This is a genomic window from Amycolatopsis sp. NPDC004378, from assembly GCF_053602455.1.
In genome coordinates this window covers 268617-292592 of sequence record NZ_JBSGDR010000006.1, presented here as the reverse complement: position 1 = coordinate 292592, position 23976 = coordinate 268617, and the positions used below count along the sequence as shown (strand labels likewise).

Below are 23976 nucleotides of genomic sequence, written 5' to 3'. Positions count from 1 at the left end.
CCGCGTCCGGGCAGGCTGTGCGGATGACGTTCATCAGCCGGGAAACCGTGATCGAAGCCGCTGCCGGGGACGTGTGGGAGGTGATCGGCGACTTCGCCGCGGGGCCTTCCCGGATGGCGCCCGGGTTCGTGCTGGACACGCGGGCCGAAGGCGATTGCCGGGTGGTCACCTTCGCCGACGGCACCGTCGTGCGGGAACGGCGGATCGGCGTCGACCACGACCTCCGCCGGATCGCCTACTCGGTCGTCGGCGGGAGTGTGCGGCCCGAGCACGACCACGCCGTCATGCAGGTCTTCGCCGACGGGGCACGGCGGTGCCGGCTGGTGTGGAGCCGCGACGTGCTGCCCGAAGCGCTCGCCGGCTCGATGGCCGAGGCGATGGCGCACGGGCTGGGCGTCGTCAAGCGGACCCTCGATCGTCCCCGGGGCTGACGGTCAGGCGCGGCCGATGAGCCGGTACCCCGACGCCGAGAACTCCGCCGTCAGCGCGTAGCGGTCGCCGCGGACCAGGGTGTGGCGCCACTCCACCGGGCGGCCGCGCGCGTGGCTGAGGCGGTTGATCGCGAACGCCGCGACGTCGTGCGCGCAGGCGAGCTGGCTGCGCTCGGCCGCCGTCGGGATCACCGCGTGGACCTCTTCCCGGCCGTGGTCCAGCCGGACGCCGGTGCGCGCGGCCAGCTCGGCGTACAGACCGGTGTGCGTGAAGTCGGCTTGCAGCACCGGTTTCGCCACTTCCGCCGGGAGCCAGACGCGGTCGAGGGCCAGGGGCTCGTCGCCGGCCAGGCGCAGGCGTTCGAGGTAGACCAGCGGCGTCGACGCCTCCAGCTCGAGCCGCTCGGCGACCAGCGCGTCGGCCCGGACGTCGAACGCGCGGACGACGCTGCGCTGGGTCAGGCCGGCCGCCTCCACCGACGCGAACAGGCTGTACAGGGCGCCCATCGGCTGGGCGATTTCGGCCGGGGGCGCGACGCGGGGCTGGCGGCCGCGCTCGGCGACGATCACACCGTCCGCGCGCAGCTGCCGCAGCGCCTGGCGCACTGTGCTCCGGCTCACGCCGTACTCCTCGACCAGCGCGAGCTCGCCCGGGAACTGGTCGGCGAACTCGCCGGCGTCGAGCCTGGTCAGCAGCTCGTGCTGCAGCTGGCGCCAGAGCGGCTCGGAGCCGGACCGGCTGAGCGTCCGCGGTGGCATGGCGTCCCTCCCGGGTGTCGGCCCGACCCTACCCATGGCCAAATGTCCGGACATCCTCTAAGTTGAATGTACGTACATTTCTTCGCGGAGGCTGCCCCGGTGACCACGACCCAGAACGCGCCCGTCGACCGGCCGTCGCCCGCGCCACGCCCCCGCGGCGTGGTGCCGGGCCTGCTGGTCGCCGTCGGCGTCGCCGCGGTCGCGACCGCGCTGGGCGAGCTGGCCCCGGTCGTCGGCGCGCCGGTCTTCGGCATCCTGCTCGGCGCGCTGGCCGCGGCCGTCGTGCCGGGGCTGCGCGCCGAGCGCTGGGCGCCCGGCTACGCCGTGGCCGCGAAGCCCGTGCTGCAGGCCTCGATCGTGGTGCTCGGCACCGGCCTGTCGCTGCGGCAGGTGCTGGCCGTCGGCGGCGGCTCGCTGCCGGTCATGCTCGGCACGCTCGCCGTCGCGCTCGGCGGCGCGTGGCTGCTCGGCCGGTGGCTCGGCGTCCGCGGCGACACGCAGACGCTCATCGGCGTCGGCACCGGCATCTGCGGCGCGTCCGCGATCGCCGCCACCACCGCGGTCATCCGGCCGAAGCAGGCCGAAGTCGCCTACGCCATCGGCACGATCTTCACCTTCAACATCGCCGCCGTGCTGCTGTTCCCGCCGCTCGGGCACCTGCTCGGGATGAGCCCGCACGCCTTCGGCCTGTGGGCGGGCACCGCGATCAACGACACCTCGTCGGTTGTCGCCGCCTCCTTCGCCTACGGCGGCGACGCCGGCTCCTACGGCTTGGTCGTCAAGCTCACCCGCACGCTCACCCTGATCCCGGTCGTCGTCGTGCTCGGCTTCCTGAAGGCCCGCCGCGAGACCGGCGCCGGGTTCAGCGTCGCGGCGATGCCGTGGCGCCGGGTCGTCCCGCTCTTCCTCCTCGGCTTCCTCGCCGCCGCGACGCTCAACAGCCTCGGCTTCTTCCCGGCCTCGTGGCACCCCGTCCTCTCGGCGCTGGGCACCTTCCTGATCACGACGGCCCTGGCCGGCATCGGGCTTTCCCTGCGCCTGGCCGACATGCGCCGCGCCGGCGCCCGCCCGCTGCTGCTCGGCGGCCTGCTGTGGATCGCCGTCACCGCGACGAGCCTCGGCCTGCAGGCCCTCACCGGGACGCTCTGATCACCGGCGCGGGCTCGCGCCCTTCGTCTCCGGCGGTGGTGCTCGGCAGCGTCGTGGCGAGTGTCCGGTCGGACGCCCGGGGCGACGTTCGTCGCGCGGCTCAGCCGCCGAGGTGGTCGCGGTAGGCGGCGGCGAGGACCCGCAACTTGAGCCCGAGGTGCAGCACGAGCCGGTCGTCGCCGGAGTCGAGGCTGCACCCGGTGATCTGCTCGATCCGCTTGAGCCGCTGGTAAAGCGTGGCGCGGTGGACACTCAGGGCGTCGGCCGTGCGCTGGATGTTCCCGCCGTGGTCGAAGAAGCTCGTGAGCGTGCCGATCAGGACGTGGTGGGTGTCCTCCTGCTCGACCGCCGCGAGCGCCGGCACCGGGGAGGCGGTGAGCAGGTCCTCCGGCGGCAGCTTCAGCAGGAGTTCGTACGGCCCCAGCTCACCCCAACGGGCCAGCGACCCGATGCCGGGCAGCAGCAGGGCCGCGCGGGCGGCCAGCAGCGCCTCCCGGTAGGACGCCACGACGTCGCCGAGGGCGGTCACGGTGCCACCGAGCCCGAACACCGGCCGCGCGCTCTCGTCCCCCAGGCGCCGGAAGCGGGCGGTGATCCGCTCGGCGACGGCGTCGACCAAGGCCCGGGTCGGCGGGACCCGTTGCACGAGCAGGATCCAGGCGCGCGACCGGTTCGCCGCCATCAGGGCGACGTCGTCGGCGACCGCGCGGACGCCGTCCTCGACCGCCGCCTCGAACGCGACCTCCTGCGGTGCGGCGGCCGCCCGGCACTGCACGGCCAGCACGGTGAAGTGCGTGCTCTCGTCCCCGAAGAGCTGCTCGGCGCGCAGGTCTTCGATCGCCTGCGCGCGCACCGCCGCGTCGCCGGAGACGAGCTCCCGCAGGATGCCTTCCTGCCGGGCCTTCGACCGCTCGTGCAGCAGCAGCCTGCGCAGCAGCATCGCGCCGGCGGTGGCGGCCGCCTCGCCCGCGGCGGCCGTCTCGGCTTCGGTGAACGCGCCGTCCTTGTCGATCAGCCACAGGTAGCCGAGCAGCATGCCGTTGCAGCGCACCGGCGCGCACAGCCGCGACCACGCGCCCTCGACGCCGACCACGCCGGGCGTCACCCAGCGGCTGATGCCCTGGGCGAGGATGTGGTCGACGATCTCCGGCTCCACGGCCCGGTTGAGGACCGAGTTGACGCGCAACGCGTCCTCGTCGCCGAAGTGGCGGCTCGCCGCGAGCAGCCGGATGGCCGGGTCGTCGATCGCGACCGACCGCTGCAGGCGCTCGGCGAGTTCGTCCACGATGGACTGGAGGTCGCGGTCGGCCACGGCACCCCTTCCGCTCGGCGGCTGCCGTCCACCGTAGCCCGCGTGCGGGGGCACCGCTCAGCCCATCACCGTGCCGGAGCTGCCGGTGTTGCGCTCGCGTTTGCGGGAGAACGCGCCGAGGTCGATCTCCAGCCCGGTGTGGACGCCCTTGTAGCGCACCGGGTCGGCGTCGTGGTCCACGCCCGCTTCGACCTGCTCGATCAGCGTCGTCATGAGCCTGCCGACGACCGGGGCGTTCTTGAACTGGTTGCCGCTGGTGCCCATCGCGACGTAGAAGCCCGGCAGCTCGGTGCGGTCGTAGATCGGCGTCCAGTCGTCGGCCGCGTCGTACACGCCGACCACCCCGCGCGCCCGGTTCGGCACCCGCAGCCCGGGCAGGCGCCGCGCGGCGCGGGTGACCTGGGCTTCGAACACGGCCATGGTCGGGTGCTCGCCGGCGTCGTCGGGGTCGTCGAGCCAGTGCAGCGGGTCGCAGGGCGGCTCGGTGCCCCCGACGAGCAGGCCGCCGCCGACCTCGCCGCGGAAGTAGGTGCCCAGGTCCATGTCGGCCACGGCCGGGCCCACCCCGCCCGCCGGGTGGTAGCCCTCGGGCGCGAGCACGTGGGCGACCTCCTGGCGCAGCGGCCGCACGCCGATCGTGAAGTCCGCCCCGACCACGGCCAGCGCGTTGAGCCGGCCCGACCACGGCCCCGCCGCGTTGACCACGACCGGCGCGAAGATCCTCGTGCCGTCGGCCAGCACGACACCGGTCACCCGGCCGCCGGAAACGTCCACACCGGACACCGTGCTGCGGAACCGGAACCACGCGCCTTCCTCGGCCGCCGCGTCCGCGAGGTTCCGCGCCGCGAGCTGCGGGTCGGTGACGTACCCCGCGTCGGGGGTGTGGACCCCGCCGAGGGTGCCCGCGGCGTCCGCCCAGAACGCGTCGTCGTCGATGCGCCGGGGCGGCCAGAACCGGCCGGGATCGATGCCGGGCACCCGCTCGGCGAGCGTGGCGCTGTCCCACTCCTCGTACGGCACGCCGACTTCGTCGAACAGCGGCAGCCAGCCGGCCCGCGGCGCGGCCTCGACGTCGAGCATGACCAGGCCGCTGCGTTCGAACCGGGCCAGGTCCCCGACGTCGTGGCCGAGGTGGTCGGCCCACGCCGACCAGCAGAAGTGCGCCTCCCAGGCGGCGGCCACCCCCGGCAGCGTCGAGAAGTTGTACCGCACCACGGCACTCGACGCGCTCGTCGAGCCCTGCCCGGCGCCGCTCGCGCGATCCACGACCACCACCCGGCGGGTCGTCCTGGCCAGTTCGAGCGCGATCGCCGATCCGATCACGCCCGCGCCGACCACCACGGCGTCCGCGCTGACTTCCGAGCTCATCGCCTTCGTCCTCCCTGTGCTCCCGGCATCCCAGTGTGCGGCGCCCGCGGCCCGCCGTCGCCCGACAGCTGTCGCGATCCGGCGGGACCGGGAGCAACGGATGTCCATTGGCCCCGGGAGGCCCGCCAGCCCCCGGCCTGAGGCGCCGCGCACCCTACGATCGCCGCGAGAACGCCCGGCAGGGCACGACATTCCTCGCTCGGCTACCGTGTTGACTGAAGCTTCGGTCAAGGGGGTTCGAGGTGGCGGGCAAGCGAGACAGCATTCTCCGCGCCGCGGTCACCATGGTCGCCCACAGCGGCGTCCGGGGGCTGCGCGTCGAGGAAGTCGCGGCGGCGGCGGGCGTCTCCACCGGGCTGATCTACTACCACTTCAAGGACCGCGCCGGGTTGCTGCGCGCGACGCTGGACCACGTCAACGACCGGGCCGGGAACTACACCGTGCCGACGGCCCCGGACGCGCGAACCGCACTGGAACAGCGGCTGTTGCTGGAGTTGCAGGACCTGCCGGAGATCCGCGAGAACAGCACGGCGTGGGGCGAGCTGCGGGCCAGCGCGATCTTCGAGGACGGTTTGCGGGAGCGGCTCGCCGAAGCCACCCGGATCTGGGTGGAGGAGATCGCGGAGCTGGTGGAGGCCGCACGCGCTGCTGCGGCGGTTGGTGCGCCGGGCGAAGCCGCACACTCCTCCAGCCCTGCCGCCGCGCCGGGCGAGACCGCGCACCCTTCCCACCCCACAGCCACCGCCCCAGGCAACGCCGCACACGCATCCAACCCCACCGCCGCCGCCCCAGGCAACGCCGCACACGCCTCCGGCCCCGCCGCCGCCACGGGCGAGGCCGCGCACCCTTCCCACATCGCTGCACCAACCCCCGCCCGCCCGACCAGCCCCGCGGCCGACGTCGCCGAGCGGCTGACCGCGCTGGTCGAAGGCCTGTCCGAACGCTGGCTCTCCGGCACCCTCGACCTGCACCGGGCCCGTGGCCTGGTCCTCGGCGCAGTCACCGCCGAACTCGGCGGCTGACCCTGTCACCCACCTCACTGAAAATTCCGTCAGCTCCGATTTGACTGAACTTTCAGTCAGTGTCAGGCTGGGTCCACCGCACCCCGGCCGAAGCAGGAGCCCGCCCGATGACGCACGCACCCCTTTCCCGCCGCACCGCGCTCGCCGCCGCGCTCGGGCTCGGCGCCACCGCGCTCACCGTCGCCGCGTGCGGCACGGAGACACCGCCCGAGACCGCCGTGGCCGGCGGCAAAACCGCGGCCGCCGGGCGGAGTTTCGGTGCCGAGTGGGAAAACCACGCCCGCACGCTCATGGCCTGGCCGGCGTCCGACGGCATCTGGGGTGCGGACCTGCCCGCGGTGCAGGCCGACATCGCCCGGCTCGCCCGGGCGATCGCCGGGCACGAACACGTCGTCCTCCTCGCCGGGCCCGAAAACCGGGACGCCGCCCAGGAAGCCGCCGGCCCGGACGTCGAAGTGGCCGAGATCGCGGTCGACGACCTGTGGGCCCGCGACACCGCCCCGGTCTTCGTCCGGGACGCCGGGAAGCCCGCGGGTGTCGACTTCGGTTTCAACGGCTGGGGCGGCAAGCAGCAGCACCGCCGCGACGGCGCGGTCGCCCGGGCCGTGCTGGAGAAGTACGGGCTGCCCCGGCTGGCCGCCCCGCTCGTGGCCGAAGGCGGCGCGCTCGAAACCGACGGCCAGGGCACCCTCCTGGTCACGGAAAGCTCGCTGGTCAACGAAAACCGCAACCCCGGCAAGGACCGCGCACGGGTCGAAGCCGAGCTGAAGCAGACGCTGGGCGTCACGACGGTGATCTGGCTCGCCGGCGTCAAGGGCGAGGACATCACCGACGCCCACGTCGACTGCCTCGTCCGCTACACCGCGCCCGGGGTCGTCCTGCTGGACAAGCCTTTCCCGGGCGCACCCGAAGACGTCTGGTCACGCGCCTCGGCCCAGGCCCGCGGCGTGCTGGCCGCCGCGACGGACGCGGGCGGGCGGCGCCTCGAGGTCGTCGACCTGCCGCAGCCGGACCCGGACCGGATCACCGGCCGGGGTGAGGCGTTCGTATCGTCCTACGCCAACTTCTACGTCGCCAACGGCGCCGTGTTCCTGCCCAAGTTCGGCGACGAGGCCGCCGACGACCGCGCCCGCGGCATCCTGGCCGAGCACTTCCCGGGGCGCGAGGTCGTCCTGGTCCCGATCGACGGGATCGCCGCCGGCGGTGGCGGGATCCACTGCTCGACCCACGACATGCCCGCTTAGGCCGTCGACTTCGACCGCGCATGACGGGCAATTCTTGCTCGACTCTGTACGTAAATTTCCGAAAGTCGTTCGACTCTTGCCACCTCTTGCCGCGGAGCCTACAGTCCCGGCATGGGAATCTCCCGCAGGACGTTCATCGGTTCGGCCGCCGCCGCTTCGGCGTGGGGAGCGCTTTCCCTCGCCGGCGCGCGGGTGGCCGCCGCGGCCAGTCCACCCGGGGACGTCGTCGGCAAGATCACCGTCGGCTACCAGGGCTGGTTCGCCTGCGCCGGCGACGGCGCCCCGATCAACGGCTGGTGGCACTGGAGCCAGGACTGGGGCCGGACGCCGTCGCCGGCCAACAACGTCATCAAGGCCTGGCCGGACATGCGCGAGTACACGCACACGTACCCGACCGCCTACGCCAACTTCGGCAACGGCCAGCCGGCGACGCTCTTCTCGTCCTACGACCAGCAGACCGTCGACACGCACTTCCTGTGGATGCAGCAGAACGGCTGCGACACCGCCGCGTTGCAGCGCTTCAACCCCAACAGCAGCGAAGGCCCGACGCGTGACGCGATGGCCGCCAAGGTCCGCAGCGCCGCCGAGGCGCACGGCCGCAAGTTCTACATCATGTACGACGCCACCGGCTGGGCGAACATGCAGTCGGAGATGAAAGCCGACTGGACTGCGAAGATGTCCGCGCACACGGCGTCGTCCGCCTACGCGCGCCAGAACGGCAAACCGGTCGTCTGCATCTGGGGCTTCGGCTACGACGACGGCAACCACCCGTGGGACGCGAACACGTGTCTCGACGTCGTGAACTGGTTCAAGGGCCAGGGCTGCTACGTCATCGGCGGCGTCCCCCGCGAATGGCGCACGAGCGACGGCGGCTCGCGGCCGGGCTTCGGCGACGTCTACCGCTCGTTCAACATGATTTCGCCGTGGATGGTCGGTGCCGTCGGCGATGTGGCGGGCTCGGACTGGATGTACCAGAACCTGAACGTCCCCGACCAGGCGGACTGCACCGCCCACGGCATCGACTACCAGCCGTGCGTCCTGCCGGGCGACGTCTCCGGCCGCCAGCGCGCCCACGGCGACTTCATGTGGCGCCAGTTCTACAACATGGTCCGCGCCGGCGCGCAGGGCATCTACATCTCGATGTTCGACGAATACGGCGAAGGCAACCAGATCGCGAAGACGGCGGAGAACGCGTCGATGACCCCGGTGGGCTCGGGTCTGCTCGCGCTGGACGAAGACGGCGTCGCCTGCTCGTCCGACTACTACCTTCGCCTCACCGCGGACGGCGGCCGCATGCTGAAGGGCCAGATCCCGCTGACGGCGGTCCGCCCGACCTCGCCGACGCTCACCACGGGCGGCTCGACCGACCTGGCACGCGGCCGTCCGGTCGGCGAAAGCAGCCACACGCAGAACTACGGCGCGGCCAACGCCGTCGACGGAAACCCGGACAGCTACTGGGAAAGCGCGAACAACGCGTTCCCGCAGTGGCTCCAGGTGGACCTCGGCGCGGCGACCGCGGTGTCGCGGATCGTGCTGGCCGTCCCGCCGTCGAGCGCGTGGGGCACCCGCACGCAGACGCTGACCGTGTCCGGCTCCACCGACGGCACGACGTTCGACACGCTGGTCCCCTCGACCGGCTACGTCTTCGACCCGGCGCGCGGGAACAGCGTCACCATCACGCTTTCCGGGGCGAGCCGCCGGTTCCTGCGCGTCACGTGCACGGGCAACACGGGCTGGCCGGCGGGGCAGCTCGCCCGGTTCGAGGCGTACAGCTGACCGTCAGCCGGGGATGGTCCGGTGCCCGAAGAGGCCGAGCAGCCAGGTGTGCCGGATGGCTTCGCGGGCCCGGTCGTACGCCTCGTCGGTGGCGGCCCAGATCGCCTGGGTGAGCAGCTCGATCGTCGCGGCGACGACGGTGCGGGCGGTGAACGGCGGCGGAAGCGGCACCTCCGGGTCGGTGGTGCGCAGCCACGCCGCCGTCCGGTCGAACACCGCTTCGCCGGCGCGCAACACCTCTTCGCGTGCCTCCAGGCCCGCGTCGCCCACCGCGTAGATCTCCAGCAGGACCGCGCGGGCGGCTGCCGGACGTCGGCGCACGTAGCCGACGACGAAGTCGCCGCACGCGGTGACCGCGGCGAGCGGGGTCGGCGCCTCGGCCGAGATCGCGACGCCCTGGGCGAGGAACCGCCCCGTCACCGTGCGGTAGGCGGCCAGGAACGCGGCCTGCTTGCCGGAGAACTGCTCGTAGAACGACGTGCGTGACACGCCCGCCGACGCCGTGACGTGGCCGACCGTCGTGGCCGCGTAGCCGCGTTCGCCGACGTTGGCCAGCACCGCGTCGACCAGCCGGGCGCGCTGCGCGCCGGCCACCTCTTCCCGGCTGAGGCCGTGCGGCCCCTTGGGCAGCCGGTCCTGGGTTCTCATCCAGGGCACCGTACCCGGCGGACCGGCCGGGACGACCGGTCCGCCGGGGAGGTCAGGCCGGCTGCTCCGGGGCGAGGGAGTTCCCGGCCGGGATGTGCCCGCAGCTCGACGGCGCCGGCTTGCCCGCGAACCGGTCGGCCAGCCAGGCGATCGCGGTGGGCGCCCACGCCGCCGCGCCGCCGACGTGGCTGAGCGCGTCGTACTGCGTGTACTTGATCGAGTCGTTGCCGGTGGCGCAGTACTGGCGGGCCAGCGCGCGCACGTCGCCGGCCACCATCACGCCGTCGCCCGTGCCGATGCCGGGCAGATTGCTCGTGGTGCCTTCGAGGAACCCGGCGTTGCCCTGGGCGATGAACCCGGGCACCGACGGCGTCGGCGCGGACCCGATGTTGACCTTGTTCACCGCTTCGACGAACGGCGGCACCGAGTTCGGGTTCGCGTACTCGGGCTTGGCGATCTTCTGCCACGTCAGCCCCGGGTAGCGGCCGAGCGCGTTGGCGATCGACGCGTGCTCCAGCTCGTCGAGCACCTTCAGCCCGTACTCGCTCGCGTACGGCCGCAGGTCGATGCCGAAGCCGCGCGCGACGCCGATCAGCGCCATCGGGATCACGCCGGACCAGACCGGGCTGCCGCTGACGTACTTCAGGTTGTGCGCGGGGTCGACGAGAACGCCGCCTTCGGTGAAGCCGACGAGGTTGTCGTTGACGTCCGGGGCGTAGCTCGGCGCCAGCGCGGCCGCCCAGCCGGTGGCGATGGCCCCGCCCGAGTAGCCGAGGAGCCCGAACTTGGTGTGGCCGGTCATGCCCGTCGCGGCCGAGCTCGTCGCGGCCCGGATCGAGTCGAGCGTGGTCGTGCCGTACTCCGGGCCCGCGGCGAAGTCCGCGGTCTGCCCTTCGGTGTCGGGCACGACGACGTTGTAGCCCAGCAAAAGCGACGGGAGCAGCAGCAGCGATTCGCCGTTGGGCAGCAGCCCGCCGAGGGTGACGTCCCCGGCGATCGCCCGCGACGGCGCGTCGGCGGGGTCGAGCGAGTCGTAGGCCGACTGGTACGACACGGCTTTCGTGTGGTCGCCGGTGATGCTGCGGACGACCGAGGTGACGTTGGCCGACGGCCGGCCCTGCGCGTCGGTGGTGCGGTAGAGCAGCTGGACGGCCTGCACGGGCGTCGAGAGGCCGACGACGTGGTAGCTCAGGGTGCGGGTCTTCAGGACCGTCCCGGGTGCGTACGACGACAGCGGAGCGCTGCCGTCGTAGGAGTAGAAGGAATCGGGCGACGCGGCGGCCGGGCTCGCCGGCGCGGCGGCGAGGGTCAGCGCGAGTGCGGCGGCGAGCGCGGTGAAGCGCACGTGGTTACGGATCATGACTCCCCTTTGAATCATGAAGTGGATCACGCGGATCGCCGTAACCTACCAGCCAGTAGGTGTGGTGTACAGCGGCGTACACGATCGGTGGGTCAGCGCACCACCGGGACGTGCCGCACCGGGAAGTTCACCGAGTTCGCGACGAAGCACTGCTCGTGGGCGTCGCGGTGCAGGGCGGTCGCCTTCTCGACCATGCCCGCCTCGGCGACCGTGACCTCCGGCCGCAGGACGACTTCGGCGAAGCGGCCACCGTGGGCGCCGTCTTCCCGCATGACGCCGCTCGCGTGGTCGACGTAGCCGGTCACGACCACGCCCGTCCGCGCGCACACCGACAGGTAAGTCAGCATGTGACACTGCGAAAGCGAGGCGACCAGCAGGTCTTCCGGGTTCCAGCGGCCGGCCGCCCCGAGGAACGCCGGATCGGCGCTCGCGGCGAGCGTCGGCTTGCCGGCGGCCTCGACGTCGTGGTCACGGCCGTAGGTGCGGTAGCCGGTGGTCTCGCCGGTCCAGCGCACGGTCACGGCGTAGTGGTGTTCCCTGCTCATGACGCGGTTCCTCCCAGTGCGGTCATCGTGGCCAGGACGTGGGCCCGAGCGAGAGCGGCGGCGTCTTCGGCCCGTCCTTCGGTGATGGCGGCCAGCAGCTGCCGGTGTTCGTCATCGACCTGGCCGGTCCGCACGGGCTCGGCCAGCGACGCCCGGGTGGAGACGGTGATCCGGTCCCAGAGCCGGTCGAGCGCCTCGGCGGCGGCCGGGTTGTCGGCGAGTGTCGCGATGTGGCCGTGGAACGCTCTGTTGTGCCGGACGCCTTCGGCGAGGTCGCCGCTCCGGGTCGCCCGGTCCGCTTCGACGGCGAGCCCCTCGAGCCGCGCCAGGTCGGCCGGGGCCAGTTCGCCCGCCCTCTGCCTGGCCGCGGCCAGTTCGGCGGTCAGCGCCTCCAGTGCTGCGCGCACGAGATAGGCGTCTCGTAAGGCTTTCGAGCCCAGTTCGACCACTGTGACGCCACGCCGGGCCGGTTGGACGAGACCGTCGCTCTCGAGCCGGCGCAGCGCCTCACGCACAGGGGTGCGGCTGACGCCCAGCCGGTCGCAGAGTTCCTGCTCGGTCACGGGCTGCCCGGCCGGGTAGGTCCCCAGCACGATCAGGCCGCGAACCTCGTCGTATACCGGGTTCACCTGGCTGCCTCCTCGCTTGTATGCAATGTATACGAAGAGGGTGTTCGAAGGGAAGCCCGGCCATGTCGGACACCGACGGGCCGCCGTCAGAGCCTGTCGCCGCGCGCGCCTCGCCCCGGCGCTGACCGACCGGCGACCTGCGCACCGGACTTTGCTGCGTTCGCTCGCTTTCCTGCGCCGCAGGAAGACCGATCCGGTGATGGCCGGGGATTTGCTCGCGCGACCTCGCGCTCCTCAGCCGGAGTGGTGGCCGACCTGGCGGCGATCACCGCACCGACGTTGATTCTGGCGGGCGGACCGTGGAGCCGCCTGGACCAGTCGCGCTACGCCTCGGCCTTCCCCTGCGCGGGACGTCGGGCATCGGATCCACTCCCGGGCTCCGTCGCGCTGGTCGGCCGCGGTCTCGGATTTTCTCGAAGCTGCTTAGTCCGAGTGCTCTCGCAAGCGATCACCGGCTTCGGCGCGGCCGGTCAGCCGTCCTCCGGAGCGGCATCCGGCACGGCGGAAGGCACCGCCGCGGGCGCCGCGACGGCCGACCCTTCGGCAACGCCGAGCGCCATCGCGGACGCGACGAGCACGGTGATGACCTTCGATCTCAGCTTGAAACCACGCCCGCAGTCCTCAAGGTGTCGACGGATTGTCGACGAACTGTCGACGGTCGCTGCGACCCTCGGTCCCGGGAGCGAACGCTGGGGGGACACCGCATGAGCATCGTCCGGTTGAAGTGGGCGGACACCGCCGGCACCGATCTGCACCTCGTGCCCGGCCTCGCGTCGCCGGAACTAGTGCGGCTGCTGCGCGTCGACGACCTCACCGGGGAGACGCTCACGCCGGACCAGCCCTTGCCGGCGAGTGCCTCGGTGACCTTCACGCCACAGCTGAAGGTCGGCGACGACCACGGTCTCGAGCTGACGGCCGCCGGCGAGGTCACCGTGAAGGCGGCCGCGCTGCGCGGGCATTCGTTCCTCCTCAAGGTCTCGCTGGACCAGGACCCGGCGATCACCACCCGGATCCGGATCCACGTGCACGAGAAGCTCTCCTCCCTGTGGCTCACCCCGGCGCGCCTGACCGTGCGGCAGGGGTCCGGCCAGGCGCGGTTCTCCGTGCTCGCCCTGTTCGACCAGGTCCTCGACGGGAACGTGGTGGTCAGCGACGGCGTCATCGGCGACATCACCAACTGGTCGCCGTTCCGGACGCCGGCCGCGAACGAGCTCACCTACGTCCACCTCGCGCACACGACGACCGCCGCGCTCACCTGGGCGGCGACCGGCGGCCCGATCACCGTCGACGCTCGGACCGGGGTGCTCACCGCACCGGCCGAGTCCGGTCCGGACACCAGGGTGACGGCCACGAGCGGCGCGCTGCACGCCGACGGCGCCGCCGTCTGCGGCCCGTCCTGGTCCACCCACGTGAAGCTCGCGCACCTCGGCGGCCCCGGCGTGAAGCAGGTCGACACCGTGCCGAACTTCCTCTTCCTGCCCGACGGCTTCCAGGACACCGAAACCGACCGGGCGCAGTACAACCGGATCGTCGGGATCCTCAAGGACCGGCTGGAAACCCGGGCCCACGCCCGGCCGTTCGCCGCCTTCACCGGCCGGGTCAACTACTGGCGGGGCTGGGTGCCCTCGCCCGAGGCGGGTGTCACGGTGCTCGACGAGCTCGACCCGAGCCCGGCCCCCGGGCAACTGCCGGCGACGGCGCTGCCGTTGCCCCTGCCGAGCGTGTCCCGCCCGGCGGCCGGCTGGTCGCTCGCCGACGTCGTCAACGCCATCGGCCTGCCGAACCCCGCCGACTACCCGGCCGGCACCACCGTCGAGAGCAAGATCGGCTTCCTGCAGAGCGTCTACGGCGACTCGATCACCGCGGACCTGCTGCGGCCGAACTTCGCCGCGTGGGTCGCGCTCAACGACCGGCTGCTCCTCAACGAGCGCGACACCGCGTTCCACATGGCCTTCAGCGAGCGCCCCTCGGCCGACGCGAACCTGCTCGAGCAGTACGTCTCGACGAACCCGCGCCGGATCTCCGACAACGACTTCAACAAGTTCCTCGACGCCCTCAGAGGCGAGAACGACGAGGTCCTGCCCGCCGGGCTCTGGTCGACCGGCAAGGACCGGGACCGGGTGATCGTGCTCTGCCGGTCTTCCCGGCGCGCCGGGCTTTCCGCCCGCCGCAAGGTGAGCGACACCTCGACCGGCATCACCGTCGGGGTCAGCCTGGCCGACCGCCCGTTCCACCAGGTGCGGCCGAACGACCGGGGCAACGGGTTCGACCTGAAGCCGGACGACATCCCCACCGACGTCTTCTACGCGGTGTGGCTGACCCTCGCCCACGAGCTCGGGCACGCCTTCGGCGGTCTCGCCGACGAGTACGGCGGCCGGACCTCCGCGCCGACGCCGCTCAAGATCCGCCAGGTGCGGGCCGGCCCGAACGTCCAGGACCGGGCGTCGCTCTCGGCCGACGGGACGCCAGACGGGCCGATCGACGTCGGGAAGATCAAGTGGGCCGAGTGGCCGCGGATCGCCCGGGCCGGCCTGCTCAAGAACGGGCTCACGCCCGCGGTCGGCGGCCGCCTCACCGTCGACCTCGTCAACGCCAGGGCAAGCGGCCTGCGGACCGACGACATCGTGATGTTCCGCCGCCGCCCGCTGGCCACGGCCGGGGCGCCGTCCTCGATCGGCAAGGTCGTCGCGGTGGACCAGGCGGCCGACCGGGTGTTCGTCGAGCCGCTGTTCGGCGCGGTCATCGACCCCGCCGCGTTCCCGGCCGGGAGCATCCTGCTGGCCTACGTCCGCAAGCCCGACCCGGACTTCAAGGCGAACCAGTTCGGTGGTCTGCTGACCCTCGCCGACCCGGACGTGCTGCAGCGCATCACCGACACGCAGAACCCGTTGAACGCCAACCCGCTGGCGGGCGAAGCCGACGGGCCGACCGACGATCGCGGCCGCCCCTGCGGCAACGTCCAGCTGCCGAGGCCGACGTTCGCGACCAACTTCCCGCACCGCAGGGCGCCGACGCCGCCGAGCGACTCGTTCCGGATCATCGGGCTGTACGAGAACGGCAGCGAGCACAACTGCGGCATCTTCCGCCCGACCGGCAACTGCATCATGAACCGCCAGTTCTTCGTGGAGCCGCGGACGAAAACCGTGAACCTGTCGGACTTCTGCATCGTCTGCCGCTACGCCTTCGTCGACAACGCCGACCCGACCCTGCACGGCGAGGTGGAGGCGGACTTCCGCGATCGCTACGGGAAGCGGGGCGCGCGATGACCGAGCCCACCGGCGATCGCGGCACCCTGGGCCTGATCGCCCACCACCTCGTCGAAGCCGTCCGGCCCCTCGAAGACGCCTTCTCCGACGCGGCGGCCTTCACGACGCTGATGCGGCAGATCGGCTGGCAGGTACCCGGCCTGCCGCCGTCCTACCCCGCCGTCGCGACCGCGGTCACCCAGGCCGTCAACGCGCTCGAACTGCTCGCCGACGGCGCAGGAGTCGCAGAAATCCTCGCCGTCGTGGGCAAAGCCGGGGACGTCTACCGGGCGATCTCGGCGCTGACCGAGGCCCCGGCCGGGATCGACCCCGGCGTGTTCCTCCCGGGGCTGGCCCGCCGGCTCTTCGAATACCTGCTGGGCCGGCAGCTGCTGGCCGAGGCGCCCGGCTGGTACGCCGGGCTCGAGGCGCTCGGGATCATCGCGCCGGAGTTCCAGCCGGCCGCGGCGGGCCGCGCCGACCACGTGCGCGTCCGCTTCGACTGGGACCGGATTCCCGCGCTCCTGACGAACCCGTCGCTCGTGCCCGCGGCGGTTTACGGCTGGGGCACGCCGAACCTGGCGTTCGGCAAGCTCGCCGAACTGCTCGCCGGGCTCGTCGCGGGCCTCGGCCCGGCGGTGACGCTCGACCAGCTGTCCGACGACGAAGTCGCTCCCCTGCACGCGGAGGCGTCGCAGCCACTGGGCGAAATCGCCGCGCAGGGCCTGACCTTGCTGCTCGGCGAGGTCGCCCTGCCCGGCGGGACGGTGGCGCCGATCGGGCTGCAGCTGACCGGGCTGCCGGCCGACGGTGCCGCGCCGCCGGGCATGATCCTGCTGCCGCGGGTGCCGGACGGCGCCGACGCGGCCGTGCCGCTCGGCCGCGACTGGACGCTCGTCGTGCGCGCCGGCACGGACTTGAGCCGGCAGCTCGCCGTGTTCGCACGGCCGGGCGACGTCGGCGTGCGCTACCCGGGCGCGCCCGGCCGGCCGCTGCCGAGTGCCGGCTTCGGGGTGTCGCTCGTGTTCGCCCCGGACACCGCCGTCCGGTTGTTCGGCCAGCCCGGGCAGACCCGCCTCGAACTGACCGGGGCGACCCTCGAAGCGGCTGTCGACGTGCGGGCCGGCGAACCCGAGCTGGGGTTCCGCGCCGCCGTCGACGGCCTCGCGCTGGTCCTCTCCGCGGCCGGGGCGGACGGGTTCCTGGCCGCCCTGCTGGGCGATACCGAACTGCGGGTGGCGATTCCCGCCGAGCTCGCCTGGTCGAGCCGCTCGGGGCTGCGGTTCGCCACCCAGGCCGGGCTGGAAGTCACCGCCACCCCGGACGTGGACCTCGGGTTCACGCACGTCGACCGGGTGACCCTGGCCGTGAAAGCCGGCTCGACGGCCCTGGCCACCCGCGCGCAGGCCGCGTTCTCCGGCAAGTTCGGCCCGTTTTCCTATGTCGTCGACGGGTTCGGCGTCGAGGTACCGGTCACCTTCGCCGACGGCAACGCCGGGCCGTTCGACGTCGGGCTGCGCGTGACGCCGCCGGCCGGGGTCGGGCTCGCCGTGGACGCGGGGGTGATCTCCGGCGGCGGGTTCCTCGCCTTCGACGCCGAACGCGGCGAGTACGCCGGCGCGCTGGAGCTGGAACTGGCGGACTTCGTGGCGGTCAAGGCGATCGGGCTGATCTCCACCCGCCAGGCCGACGGGTCGCGGGGGTTCTCGCTGCTGATCGTGCTGACCGCCGAGTTCGGCACCGGGCTGCAGCTGGGAGCGGGTTTCACGCTGCTGGCCGTCGGCGGGCTCGTCGGGCTCAACCGCGGCCTGAACCTGCAGGCGCTGGTCGAAGGCGTCCGCACCGGCGCGATCGAGTCCGTCGCGTTCCCGAAGGACGTCATCGCCAACGCGCCGCGGATCCTGTCGGACCTGGCCAAGTACTTCCCACCCGAACAGGGCACGTTCCTCGTCGGGCCGATGGCGAAGATCGGCTGGGGCACACCCACCCTGGTGACCGTCTCGCTCGGCGTGATCATCGAAATCCCGGGCAACATCGCCGTCGTCGGCGTCCTCAAGGCCGCGCTCCCCAACGCCGACCAGCCGCTCCTGGTGGTGCAGGCCCAGTTCGTCGGCGCACTCGAACTCGACAAGTCCCGGCTGTGGTTCTTCGCGAAACTCTTCGACTCCCGCATTCTCACCATGACCATCGACGGCGGCATGGGCGTCCTCGTCGCCTGGGGCGACAACCCCGACCTCGTCCTCACCGTCGGCGGCTTCCACCCCGCCTACCGGCCACCACCCCTCCCCTTCCCCGTCCCCGACCGCTTGTCGGTCGACATCCTCAACCGCAGCAACCAGCTCATCCGCGTCGCCGGCTACTTCGCCGTCACCAGCAACACCGTCCAATTCGGAGCGCAAGCCGAACTACGGCTCGGATTCAGCGCCTTCCGCGTCGAAGGCCACCTCGGCTTCGACGCGCTCTTCCAGCTCTCGCCGTTCCGATTCACGATCCACATCAACGCCCACGTGTCGCTGAAGGCCTTCGGCGTCGGCGCGTTCGGCATCGACCTCGACTTCCAACTCGAAGGGCCCGCACCCTGGCGAGCACACGGCCGCGGCTCGATCGGATTCCTCTTCTTCTCCATCTCGGCCAACTTCGACATCACCTGGGGTGAAGACCGCGACACCACCCTCCCCCCGGTGGCCGTGCTTCCCCTGCTGGCCAACGAAATCGGCAAGACCGAAGGCTGGGAGGCGCGGCTGCCCGCGGGCGGGAACCGCACGCTGGTCACCCTCCGGGAGCTGCCCGACACGGGCGAGATCGTCCTGCACCCGCTCGGCACCCTCTTCGTCCGGCAGCGTGCACTGCCGCTGAACGTCCGGGTCGACCGCATCGGCGGGCAGAAAGCCGGGGACGGCAAGCGGTTCACTGTTAACCCCGTCGACGGCACCGGCCTCAAGCGCGTCTCGGACACCGGCGACCGCTTCGCGATGGGCCAGTTCCAGACCCTCTCCGACGCCGACGCCCTGTCCCGGCCGTCCTACGAAACCCAGGACGCCGGGCTCGAACTGACCGCCGACACCGCCCTCGCCACGGCGCGCGTCGTCCGCCGCAGCGCCCGCTACGAACTGCACGTCATCGACAGCGCAGCCACCCCGCGCGCGACCGCGTCGGCCGCGCCGCAGAAACGGTTCCACAGCGTCAGCGGTCCGGTCTTCGACGAACTCACCAAAGGCAGCAGCACCAGCCGTGCCACCCTGTCGGCCCGGCAAGCCACCCAGAAACAGCCGTTCGTCACCGAGGACACCGTCCGCGTCACCGAACAGCGGTTCGTCGTCGCCTACCGCAAGAGCAACCGGCAGGCGTTACCGCTCGGCCGGACGAGCGTGACGACCTTCCGCAGCCGGACCACGGCCGAGGACGCGCTCGCCGAGTTCGTCACCGCCGACCACGGCCTGGACGGGCTGCTGCACGTGATCCCGGTGGCGGAGGCGGCGGCGTCCCCGGCCGCGTCCGGAACGTGGGCCGGCGCCGGGGCGCTGCCGGTGCCCGCGGCCGAGACCGACCTGGTGCCGCTCGCCGACGGCCGGGTCCTGCTGGCCGGCGGCACCGGCCCGAGCGGGACGCCGCTCGCCGCCACGGCCTTGTTCGACCCCACCGCCGACGCGTGGACGGCCGGGCCGCCCCTGACGACCGCACGCCGTCGCCACACCACGACCCGGCTCGGCGACGGCCGCGTGCTCGTCGTCGGCGGGCGGTCCGGCACCGGCGTGCTGGCTTCGGCCGAGATCTTCGCCGCCGACGTCTGGACTCCCGCCGCCGCGATGGGCACGGCCCGCCACGGCCACGCGGCGACCGCGCTGCCCGACGGGCGGGTCCTCGTCACCGGCGGCAGCGGGGGCCGGCCCGGGCAGGAGGACGGCGCGCTCGCGTCCGCGGAGCTGTTCCACCCGGCCACCGGGACGTGGACCGCGGCGGCCCCGATGGGCGACGCGCGCACCGGGCACCAGGCGGTCGTCCTCGGCGACGGCCGGGTCCTGGTCGCCGGCGGCGCCGTCCCGACGGGCAACGGACGCGAAGAAGCCCTGACGTACTGCGAGCTCTACGACCCGGCCAAGGACGAGTGGACCCCGACCGGGTCCCTTCTCCGGGCACGCCGGGGTCATCAGGCGACCGTGCTGCCCACCGGGCGGGTGCTCGTCACCGGCGGCGACCCGGTCGTCGCCGCCGACGGCACCCTCGACCCGCACAGCCTGGCCACCGCCGAACTGTTCGACCCCGGCAAGCAGGAGTGGTCCCCCGCGGCGGACCTGCCCGGCGGGCGCGCCCGCCACCGGAGCCTGCTCCTGCGCTCGGAGCTCGTCCTCGTGCTCGGCGGGACCGGCGCGCCGGAGGCGACGGCGGGCTACCGGTCCGTCCTCGCCTACGACCACACCGGCGACTCGTGGTCCACAGTGGACGGTCTCGGCACGGGCCGGTCCGGCTTCGGCGTCGTGGAGCTGGCGGACGACCGCGTCCTGGTCGCCGGCGGGATCGCCGGTGCGGGCGCGGCCGCGGAAAACCCGGACGCCGGAACCCCGGCCCGACGCAGCGAGGTGCTCATCCCATGACGCAGTCCCAGGACTTCCGCCTGCTGCTCGGCCCGGAGCCGTTCGACCCGCTCGACGTCGCACCCGGCGCGCCCACGGCGGGCCGGAAGGCGACCGTCGTCCAGTTCACCGCCGCCCTGACCGAGCCCGACGTCGCTCGCCTGAAGACCGCGTACGGCCTGGTCCTCGACCGGTTCATCCCGAACCTGGCCTACCTCGAGCACCTCGACGACGACAGCGCCGCCCGGGTGCGGGCCGACTTCCTCGTCCGCTCGTGCACGGCATTGGACCCGGCGTTGAAGCTCGCGCCGTGGATCCCCGCCACCGGCACCCCGCTCGAGCTGGTCGTGACCCTGTTCGACGACACGGACCTCCCGGCCGCCCGGACGGCGCTGACCGCGGCCGGCGCCGGGGATGTCGAGGTCCTCGACAACCGCGAGATCGGCAGCCACCCCGTCGCGCGGTGCACGATCGACGACCGGGCCGCCTTGGCCGCGATCGCGGCGCTCGACGACGTCGTCTGGGTCGAGCCGGAGCAGGACGCCGTGTCCTTCGACGTCGAAGCGGCGGAGACGATCCAGTCCGGCGGGGTCGGCGAGCACGCGGGCACGATCTGGGACCGGCAGATCCACGGCGAGGGCCAGGTGATCGACATCATCGAGAAGGACGGGACGATCGACCTGAACCACTGCTTCTTCTTCGACCCCCAGGTCGCCGTGCCCGGCCCGCTCCACCGCAAGGTCCTCAAGATCACCTCCAAGAACGGCGCCCTGGTGAACGAGCACTGCATGTTCGTCGCGGGCATCGCGGCGGGCAACTCCTTCACCGAACCGGGCACGCACCCGCACCGGGGCGGGGCGTGGGCGGCCAAGATCGTCTTCCGCACCCGGGACGACCACCTCGTGAACATGCTCGAAGACGGCAAGGCCGCCGGCGCCACCATCCACAACACCAGCTGGGGAGTCGAAAAACCGGCCTACGACAAGACCGCGCGGGACGCCGACGACTTCAGCTTCCGCAACGAGGAGCACGTGGTCGTCGGCGCCGGCGCCGACTTCCACGACCCCGACAACACGCCGCCCGGCATCGCCAAGAACGTGCTCTGCGTCGCGGCGACCGACGCCTTCCCCCTCGAACTGCACCTGACCGAAGGGGTTCCCGGGCCGACGAGCCCCGACCGGCGCCGCAAGCCCGAGATCCTGGCCGTGGGGGCCGGGATCAGCTCGGCGCTGCCGAGGTCCTCGCCGGCCCCGGGGCCCTACTGCGAGACCGGTCCGCCGAAGGTGTTCCACCCGGCGGCGACGAGCTGGGCGGCCCCGAACGTCGCGGCCGCGGCCGCGCTCGTGCGCCAGTACTTCACCGAGGGGTACTACCCCCGCGGGGAACGGCTGGGCAACCGGCCGTTCTTCCCGACCGGTGCGCTGATCCGGGCCGTGCTGCTCAACTCGACCGTCGACGTGACCAGCACCGACCTCCCCAACACCAGTGTCAAGGGCTACCCGACGAACGCCGAGGGCTGGGGACTCGTCCGGCTCGATCGCACCCTCTTCTTCCCCGGTAGTCCTCGCCGGCTGTTCGTGACCGACGTGCGGCACCTCGCCGGCGTGACGCTGGCCCAGGTGCAGTCGAAGAAGGTGCGGGTCGAACGGCTGGCCGAACAGCTCAAGATCACGCTGGTGTGGACCGATCGGCCCCCCGCCGAGAGCTCCTTCCAGCACCCGGCGTGGAACGTGCTCCGGCTGGAAGTGCAGGACCCCCAGGGCACCCGGTACTTCGGCAACGACATCGACGTGCCGACGGGCCTTTCGAAGCCGAACGGGGCCGGTCCGCTGGACACCGCCAACAACGTCCAGATGGTCATCGTCGACGAGCCGGCCGTCGGCGACTGGACCGTCAGCGTCCGCGGCTCCGCTGTCTTCGGCACCCAGGGCTACGCACTGGTGGTGTCGGGAGGCTTGAAATGACCGACTTCCGCGTGTGGCTCGGCCCCGAGCCGTTCGACCCCGCCGAGGTGCCGGCCACCGAAGCGCTTGCGCCGAGCCGGAAGGCGACGCTCGTGCAGTTCCGGGCGTCGCTGAACGAGCCCGACGCCGCGCGCGTGACGGCCGCGTACGGGCTGCGCCTCGACCGGTTCGTGCCGAACTTCTCGTTCCTCGAACGGCTCGACGACGACACGGCCGCGCGGGTGCGCGCGGACTTCCTGGTGCGCACGTGCGTTCCGCTCGACCCGGCGCTGAAGCTCGCTCCCTGGCTCTCCGCGGGCGCAGCCCCGCTCGCCCTGATCGCGACCCTGTTCGACGACGCGGACCTCACGGCCGTCGGAGCCGCGCTGGGCGCACTCGGCGCGCACGACGTCGTGCTCACCGACGACCGGCCCTCCGGCGGCCGCCAGTACGCGGACTTCACCCTCGACGACCCCGCCGAGCTGCCCCAGGTCGCGGCCATCGACGACGTCGTCCTGGTCGAACCGGTGCCGGAGCGCGAGGTCACCGACGTCCCCGCGGCCGAGGTCTTCCAGTCGGGAGTCGCCGGCTTGAACACCACGCCGGTCTGGGACCACGACCTGCACGGCGAGGAGCAGGTCATCGGGCTCATCGACGAGGGGCACCTCGACCTGAACCACTGCTTCTTCAACGATCCCGGCCACGCCAAGGCCGGCGAAGACCACCGCAAAGTGCTCGCCATGATCGACCAGAACGACGTCGGGGCTTCGGAGCACTTCATGTTCGTCGCCGGTATCGCCGCCGGCAACTCGCTCGACAAGAACGGCACCCACGAGCACCGTGGTGGCGCCTGGGCCGCCAAGATCGCCTGCCACAGCCTGAACGACATGTTCGGTTCGGTGGCGGTCAAGTTCCAGGTGATCCTCGACCGGCTCAAGGCCGCGGGTGCGTTCATCCACACCAACAGCTGGGCGGGCGGCCTCCCCGTGTACAACACCGACGCGATCGGCGCGGACAGGTTCAGCTTCGAAAACGAGAACCACGTGGTCCTCGCCGCCGGGGGCAACACGAAGGACCGGTCCGGCAACGGCGCGCCCGGGATCGCGAAGAACGTGCTGTGCGTCGTCGCCTCCCAAGGCCCGCCCGACCAGATGAGCTTTGGCAGCGGAAAGCCCGGGCCCACCGCGGACGGACGTCGCAAACCCGACCTCATGGCGGTGGGCAACGGCATCCAGTCCGCGTCCCTGAAACGGAATTCGACCGCCCTCTACTGCGAAACCGGTCCCTACTTCAAGGATCCCGACCTGGCGGCGACGAGCTGGGCGACCCCCAACGCGGCGGCCGCGGCGACCCTGGTGCGCCAGTACTTCACCGAGGGGTGGTACCCCCACGGCGAGAAACGCGCCGATCGCCGGATCGTCCCGACCGGTGCCCTGATCCGCGCGGTGCTGCTCAACTCGACGACGAACCTGACCGGTGTCCCCGGTTACCCGTCCGACGTCGAAGGCTGGGGGCAGATCCAGCTCGACCGCACGCTCGTCTTCAAGGACGGCCGCCGGCGCCGGCTGCTGGTGAACGACGTGCGGCACAGCGCCGGGCTGACGGTGGCGGCGAGCGCCCCGCAACGCTTCTTCGTCGGCGACGACCACGAAGAGCTCAAGATCACGCTCGTGTGGACGGACCCGCCCGCGGCCGAAGCCGCGACCCAGCCCTCGCGCAACGTCCTCAAGCTGACGGCCCAGGATCCGCTGGGGATCACCTACCAGGGCAACGACTTCGACGCCGCGACCGGCGAATCCCGCGAAGGCGCGCCCGGCAGGCCGGACGTGCTCAACAACGTCCAGATGATCGTCGTCACCCGGCCGTTCAAGGGCCGGTGGACCATCACCGTCAGCGGGACCGTCGTCTTCGGCAAGCAGGGCTACGCCCTCGTCGTGACGGGCGTGTGACATGAACGACCCCAGCACCGCGTCA

General features: G+C 72.5%; 17 protein-coding genes. 10 read left to right on the top strand and 7 right to left on the bottom strand.

Annotation, left to right across the window (positions count from 1 at the left end):
- Positions 1-23: 23 nt before the first annotated feature.
- Entirely contained in the window at positions 24-431 is a 408-nt protein-coding gene (locus ACWEN0_RS21245; protein ID WP_451975883.1) for an SRPBCC family protein, read from the top strand.
- A 3-nt stretch (positions 432-434) separates the two neighbouring features.
- Here the strand turns inward: ACWEN0_RS21245 and ACWEN0_RS21240 are convergent, their stop codons facing one another.
- A complete protein-coding gene (locus ACWEN0_RS21240; RefSeq protein ID WP_451975880.1) occupies positions 435-1190 on the bottom strand; it encodes a GntR family transcriptional regulator in 756 nt (251 codons plus the stop codon).
- Between the two features lie 99 nt (positions 1191-1289).
- On the opposite strand from ACWEN0_RS21240, the gene ACWEN0_RS21235 reads away from it, so the two are divergent.
- Positions 1290-2339: a YeiH family protein gene (locus ACWEN0_RS21235; protein ID WP_451975877.1), complete on the top strand. Its 1050-nt coding sequence runs from the start codon at positions 1290-1292 to the stop codon at positions 2337-2339.
- A 100-nt stretch (positions 2340-2439) separates the two neighbouring features.
- Here ACWEN0_RS21235 and ACWEN0_RS21230 read toward each other — a convergent pair whose 3' ends face one another.
- Together ACWEN0_RS21230 and ACWEN0_RS21225 are read right to left on the bottom strand one after the other, a co-directional pair.
- Complete coding sequence (locus ACWEN0_RS21230) at positions 2440-3651, bottom strand: PucR family transcriptional regulator (RefSeq protein WP_451975874.1); 1212 nt, start codon at positions 3649-3651, stop codon at positions 2440-2442.
- A 57-nt stretch (positions 3652-3708) separates the two neighbouring features.
- Positions 3709-5019, bottom strand: a complete 1311-nt coding sequence (locus ACWEN0_RS21225) for an NAD(P)/FAD-dependent oxidoreductase (RefSeq protein WP_451975871.1) — start codon at positions 5017-5019, stop codon at positions 3709-3711.
- Between the two features lie 242 nt (positions 5020-5261).
- On the opposite strand from ACWEN0_RS21225, the gene ACWEN0_RS21220 reads away from it, so the two are divergent.
- The 3 genes from ACWEN0_RS21220 (at position 5262) to ACWEN0_RS21210 (ending at position 9061) form a co-directional block, all read left to right on the top strand.
- Entirely contained in the window at positions 5262-6041 is a 780-nt protein-coding gene (locus tag ACWEN0_RS21220) for a TetR/AcrR family transcriptional regulator (protein ID WP_451975868.1), read from the top strand.
- A 107-nt stretch (positions 6042-6148) separates the two neighbouring features.
- Positions 6149-7285 carry an agmatine deiminase family protein gene (locus ACWEN0_RS21215; RefSeq protein ID WP_451975865.1) on the top strand — a complete coding sequence of 379 codons (1137 nt, stop codon included), beginning with the start codon at positions 6149-6151 and terminating at the stop codon, positions 7283-7285.
- A gap of 111 nt (positions 7286-7396) precedes the next feature.
- The gene (locus ACWEN0_RS21210; protein WP_451975863.1) at positions 7397-9061 is read left to right on the top strand and encodes a discoidin domain-containing protein; all 1665 of its coding nucleotides are present in this window, start codon (positions 7397-7399) and stop codon (positions 9059-9061) included.
- 3 nt (positions 9062-9064) lie between these two features.
- Here the strand turns inward: ACWEN0_RS21210 and ACWEN0_RS21205 are convergent, their stop codons facing one another.
- From ACWEN0_RS21205 to ACWEN0_RS21190, 4 genes are all read right to left on the bottom strand, one after another.
- Positions 9065-9709, bottom strand: a complete 645-nt coding sequence (locus ACWEN0_RS21205) for a TetR/AcrR family transcriptional regulator (RefSeq protein WP_451975860.1) — start codon at positions 9707-9709, stop codon at positions 9065-9067.
- Between the two features lie 52 nt (positions 9710-9761).
- A complete protein-coding gene (locus tag ACWEN0_RS21200) occupies positions 9762-11069 on the bottom strand; it encodes a lipase family protein (protein ID WP_451975857.1) in 1308 nt (435 codons plus the stop codon).
- A gap of 92 nt (positions 11070-11161) precedes the next feature.
- Positions 11162-11614 carry an OsmC family protein gene (locus ACWEN0_RS21195; RefSeq protein WP_451975855.1) on the bottom strand — a complete coding sequence of 151 codons (453 nt, stop codon included), beginning with the start codon at positions 11612-11614 and terminating at the stop codon, positions 11162-11164.
- Positions 11611-12243: a GntR family transcriptional regulator gene (locus ACWEN0_RS21190; protein ID WP_451975852.1), complete on the bottom strand. Its 633-nt coding sequence runs from the start codon at positions 12241-12243 to the stop codon at positions 11611-11613. The genes ACWEN0_RS21195 and ACWEN0_RS21190 overlap by 4 nt, the downstream gene beginning before the upstream one ends.
- A 246-nt stretch (positions 12244-12489) precedes the next feature.
- On the opposite strand from ACWEN0_RS21190, the gene ACWEN0_RS21185 reads away from it, so the two are divergent.
- From ACWEN0_RS21185 to ACWEN0_RS21165, 5 genes are read left to right on the top strand one after another with little or no spacing between them, the layout of a single operon-like run.
- Entirely contained in the window at positions 12490-12951 is a 462-nt protein-coding gene (locus ACWEN0_RS21185) for a hypothetical protein (RefSeq protein WP_451975849.1), read from the top strand.
- Positions 12948-15509 (top strand): hypothetical protein, encoded by a 2562-nt coding sequence (locus ACWEN0_RS21180; protein WP_451975846.1) that lies wholly within the window; start codon positions 12948-12950, stop codon positions 15507-15509. The genes ACWEN0_RS21185 and ACWEN0_RS21180 overlap by 4 nt, the downstream gene beginning before the upstream one ends.
- Entirely contained in the window at positions 15506-20080 is a 4575-nt protein-coding gene (locus ACWEN0_RS21175) for a DUF6603 domain-containing protein (RefSeq protein WP_451975843.1), read from the top strand. Before ACWEN0_RS21180 ends, ACWEN0_RS21175 begins: the two co-directional genes overlap by 4 nt.
- Positions 20077-22023 carry a S8 family serine peptidase gene (locus ACWEN0_RS21170; RefSeq protein WP_451975840.1) on the top strand — a complete coding sequence of 649 codons (1947 nt, stop codon included), beginning with the start codon at positions 20077-20079 and terminating at the stop codon, positions 22021-22023. Before ACWEN0_RS21175 ends, ACWEN0_RS21170 begins: the two co-directional genes overlap by 4 nt.
- On the top strand, positions 22020-23951 hold the full coding sequence (locus ACWEN0_RS21165) for a S8 family serine peptidase (protein WP_451975837.1): 1932 nt from the start codon (positions 22020-22022) through the stop codon (positions 23949-23951). Before ACWEN0_RS21170 ends, ACWEN0_RS21165 begins: the two co-directional genes overlap by 4 nt.
- The last annotated feature ends 25 nt before the right edge of the window (positions 23952-23976 follow it).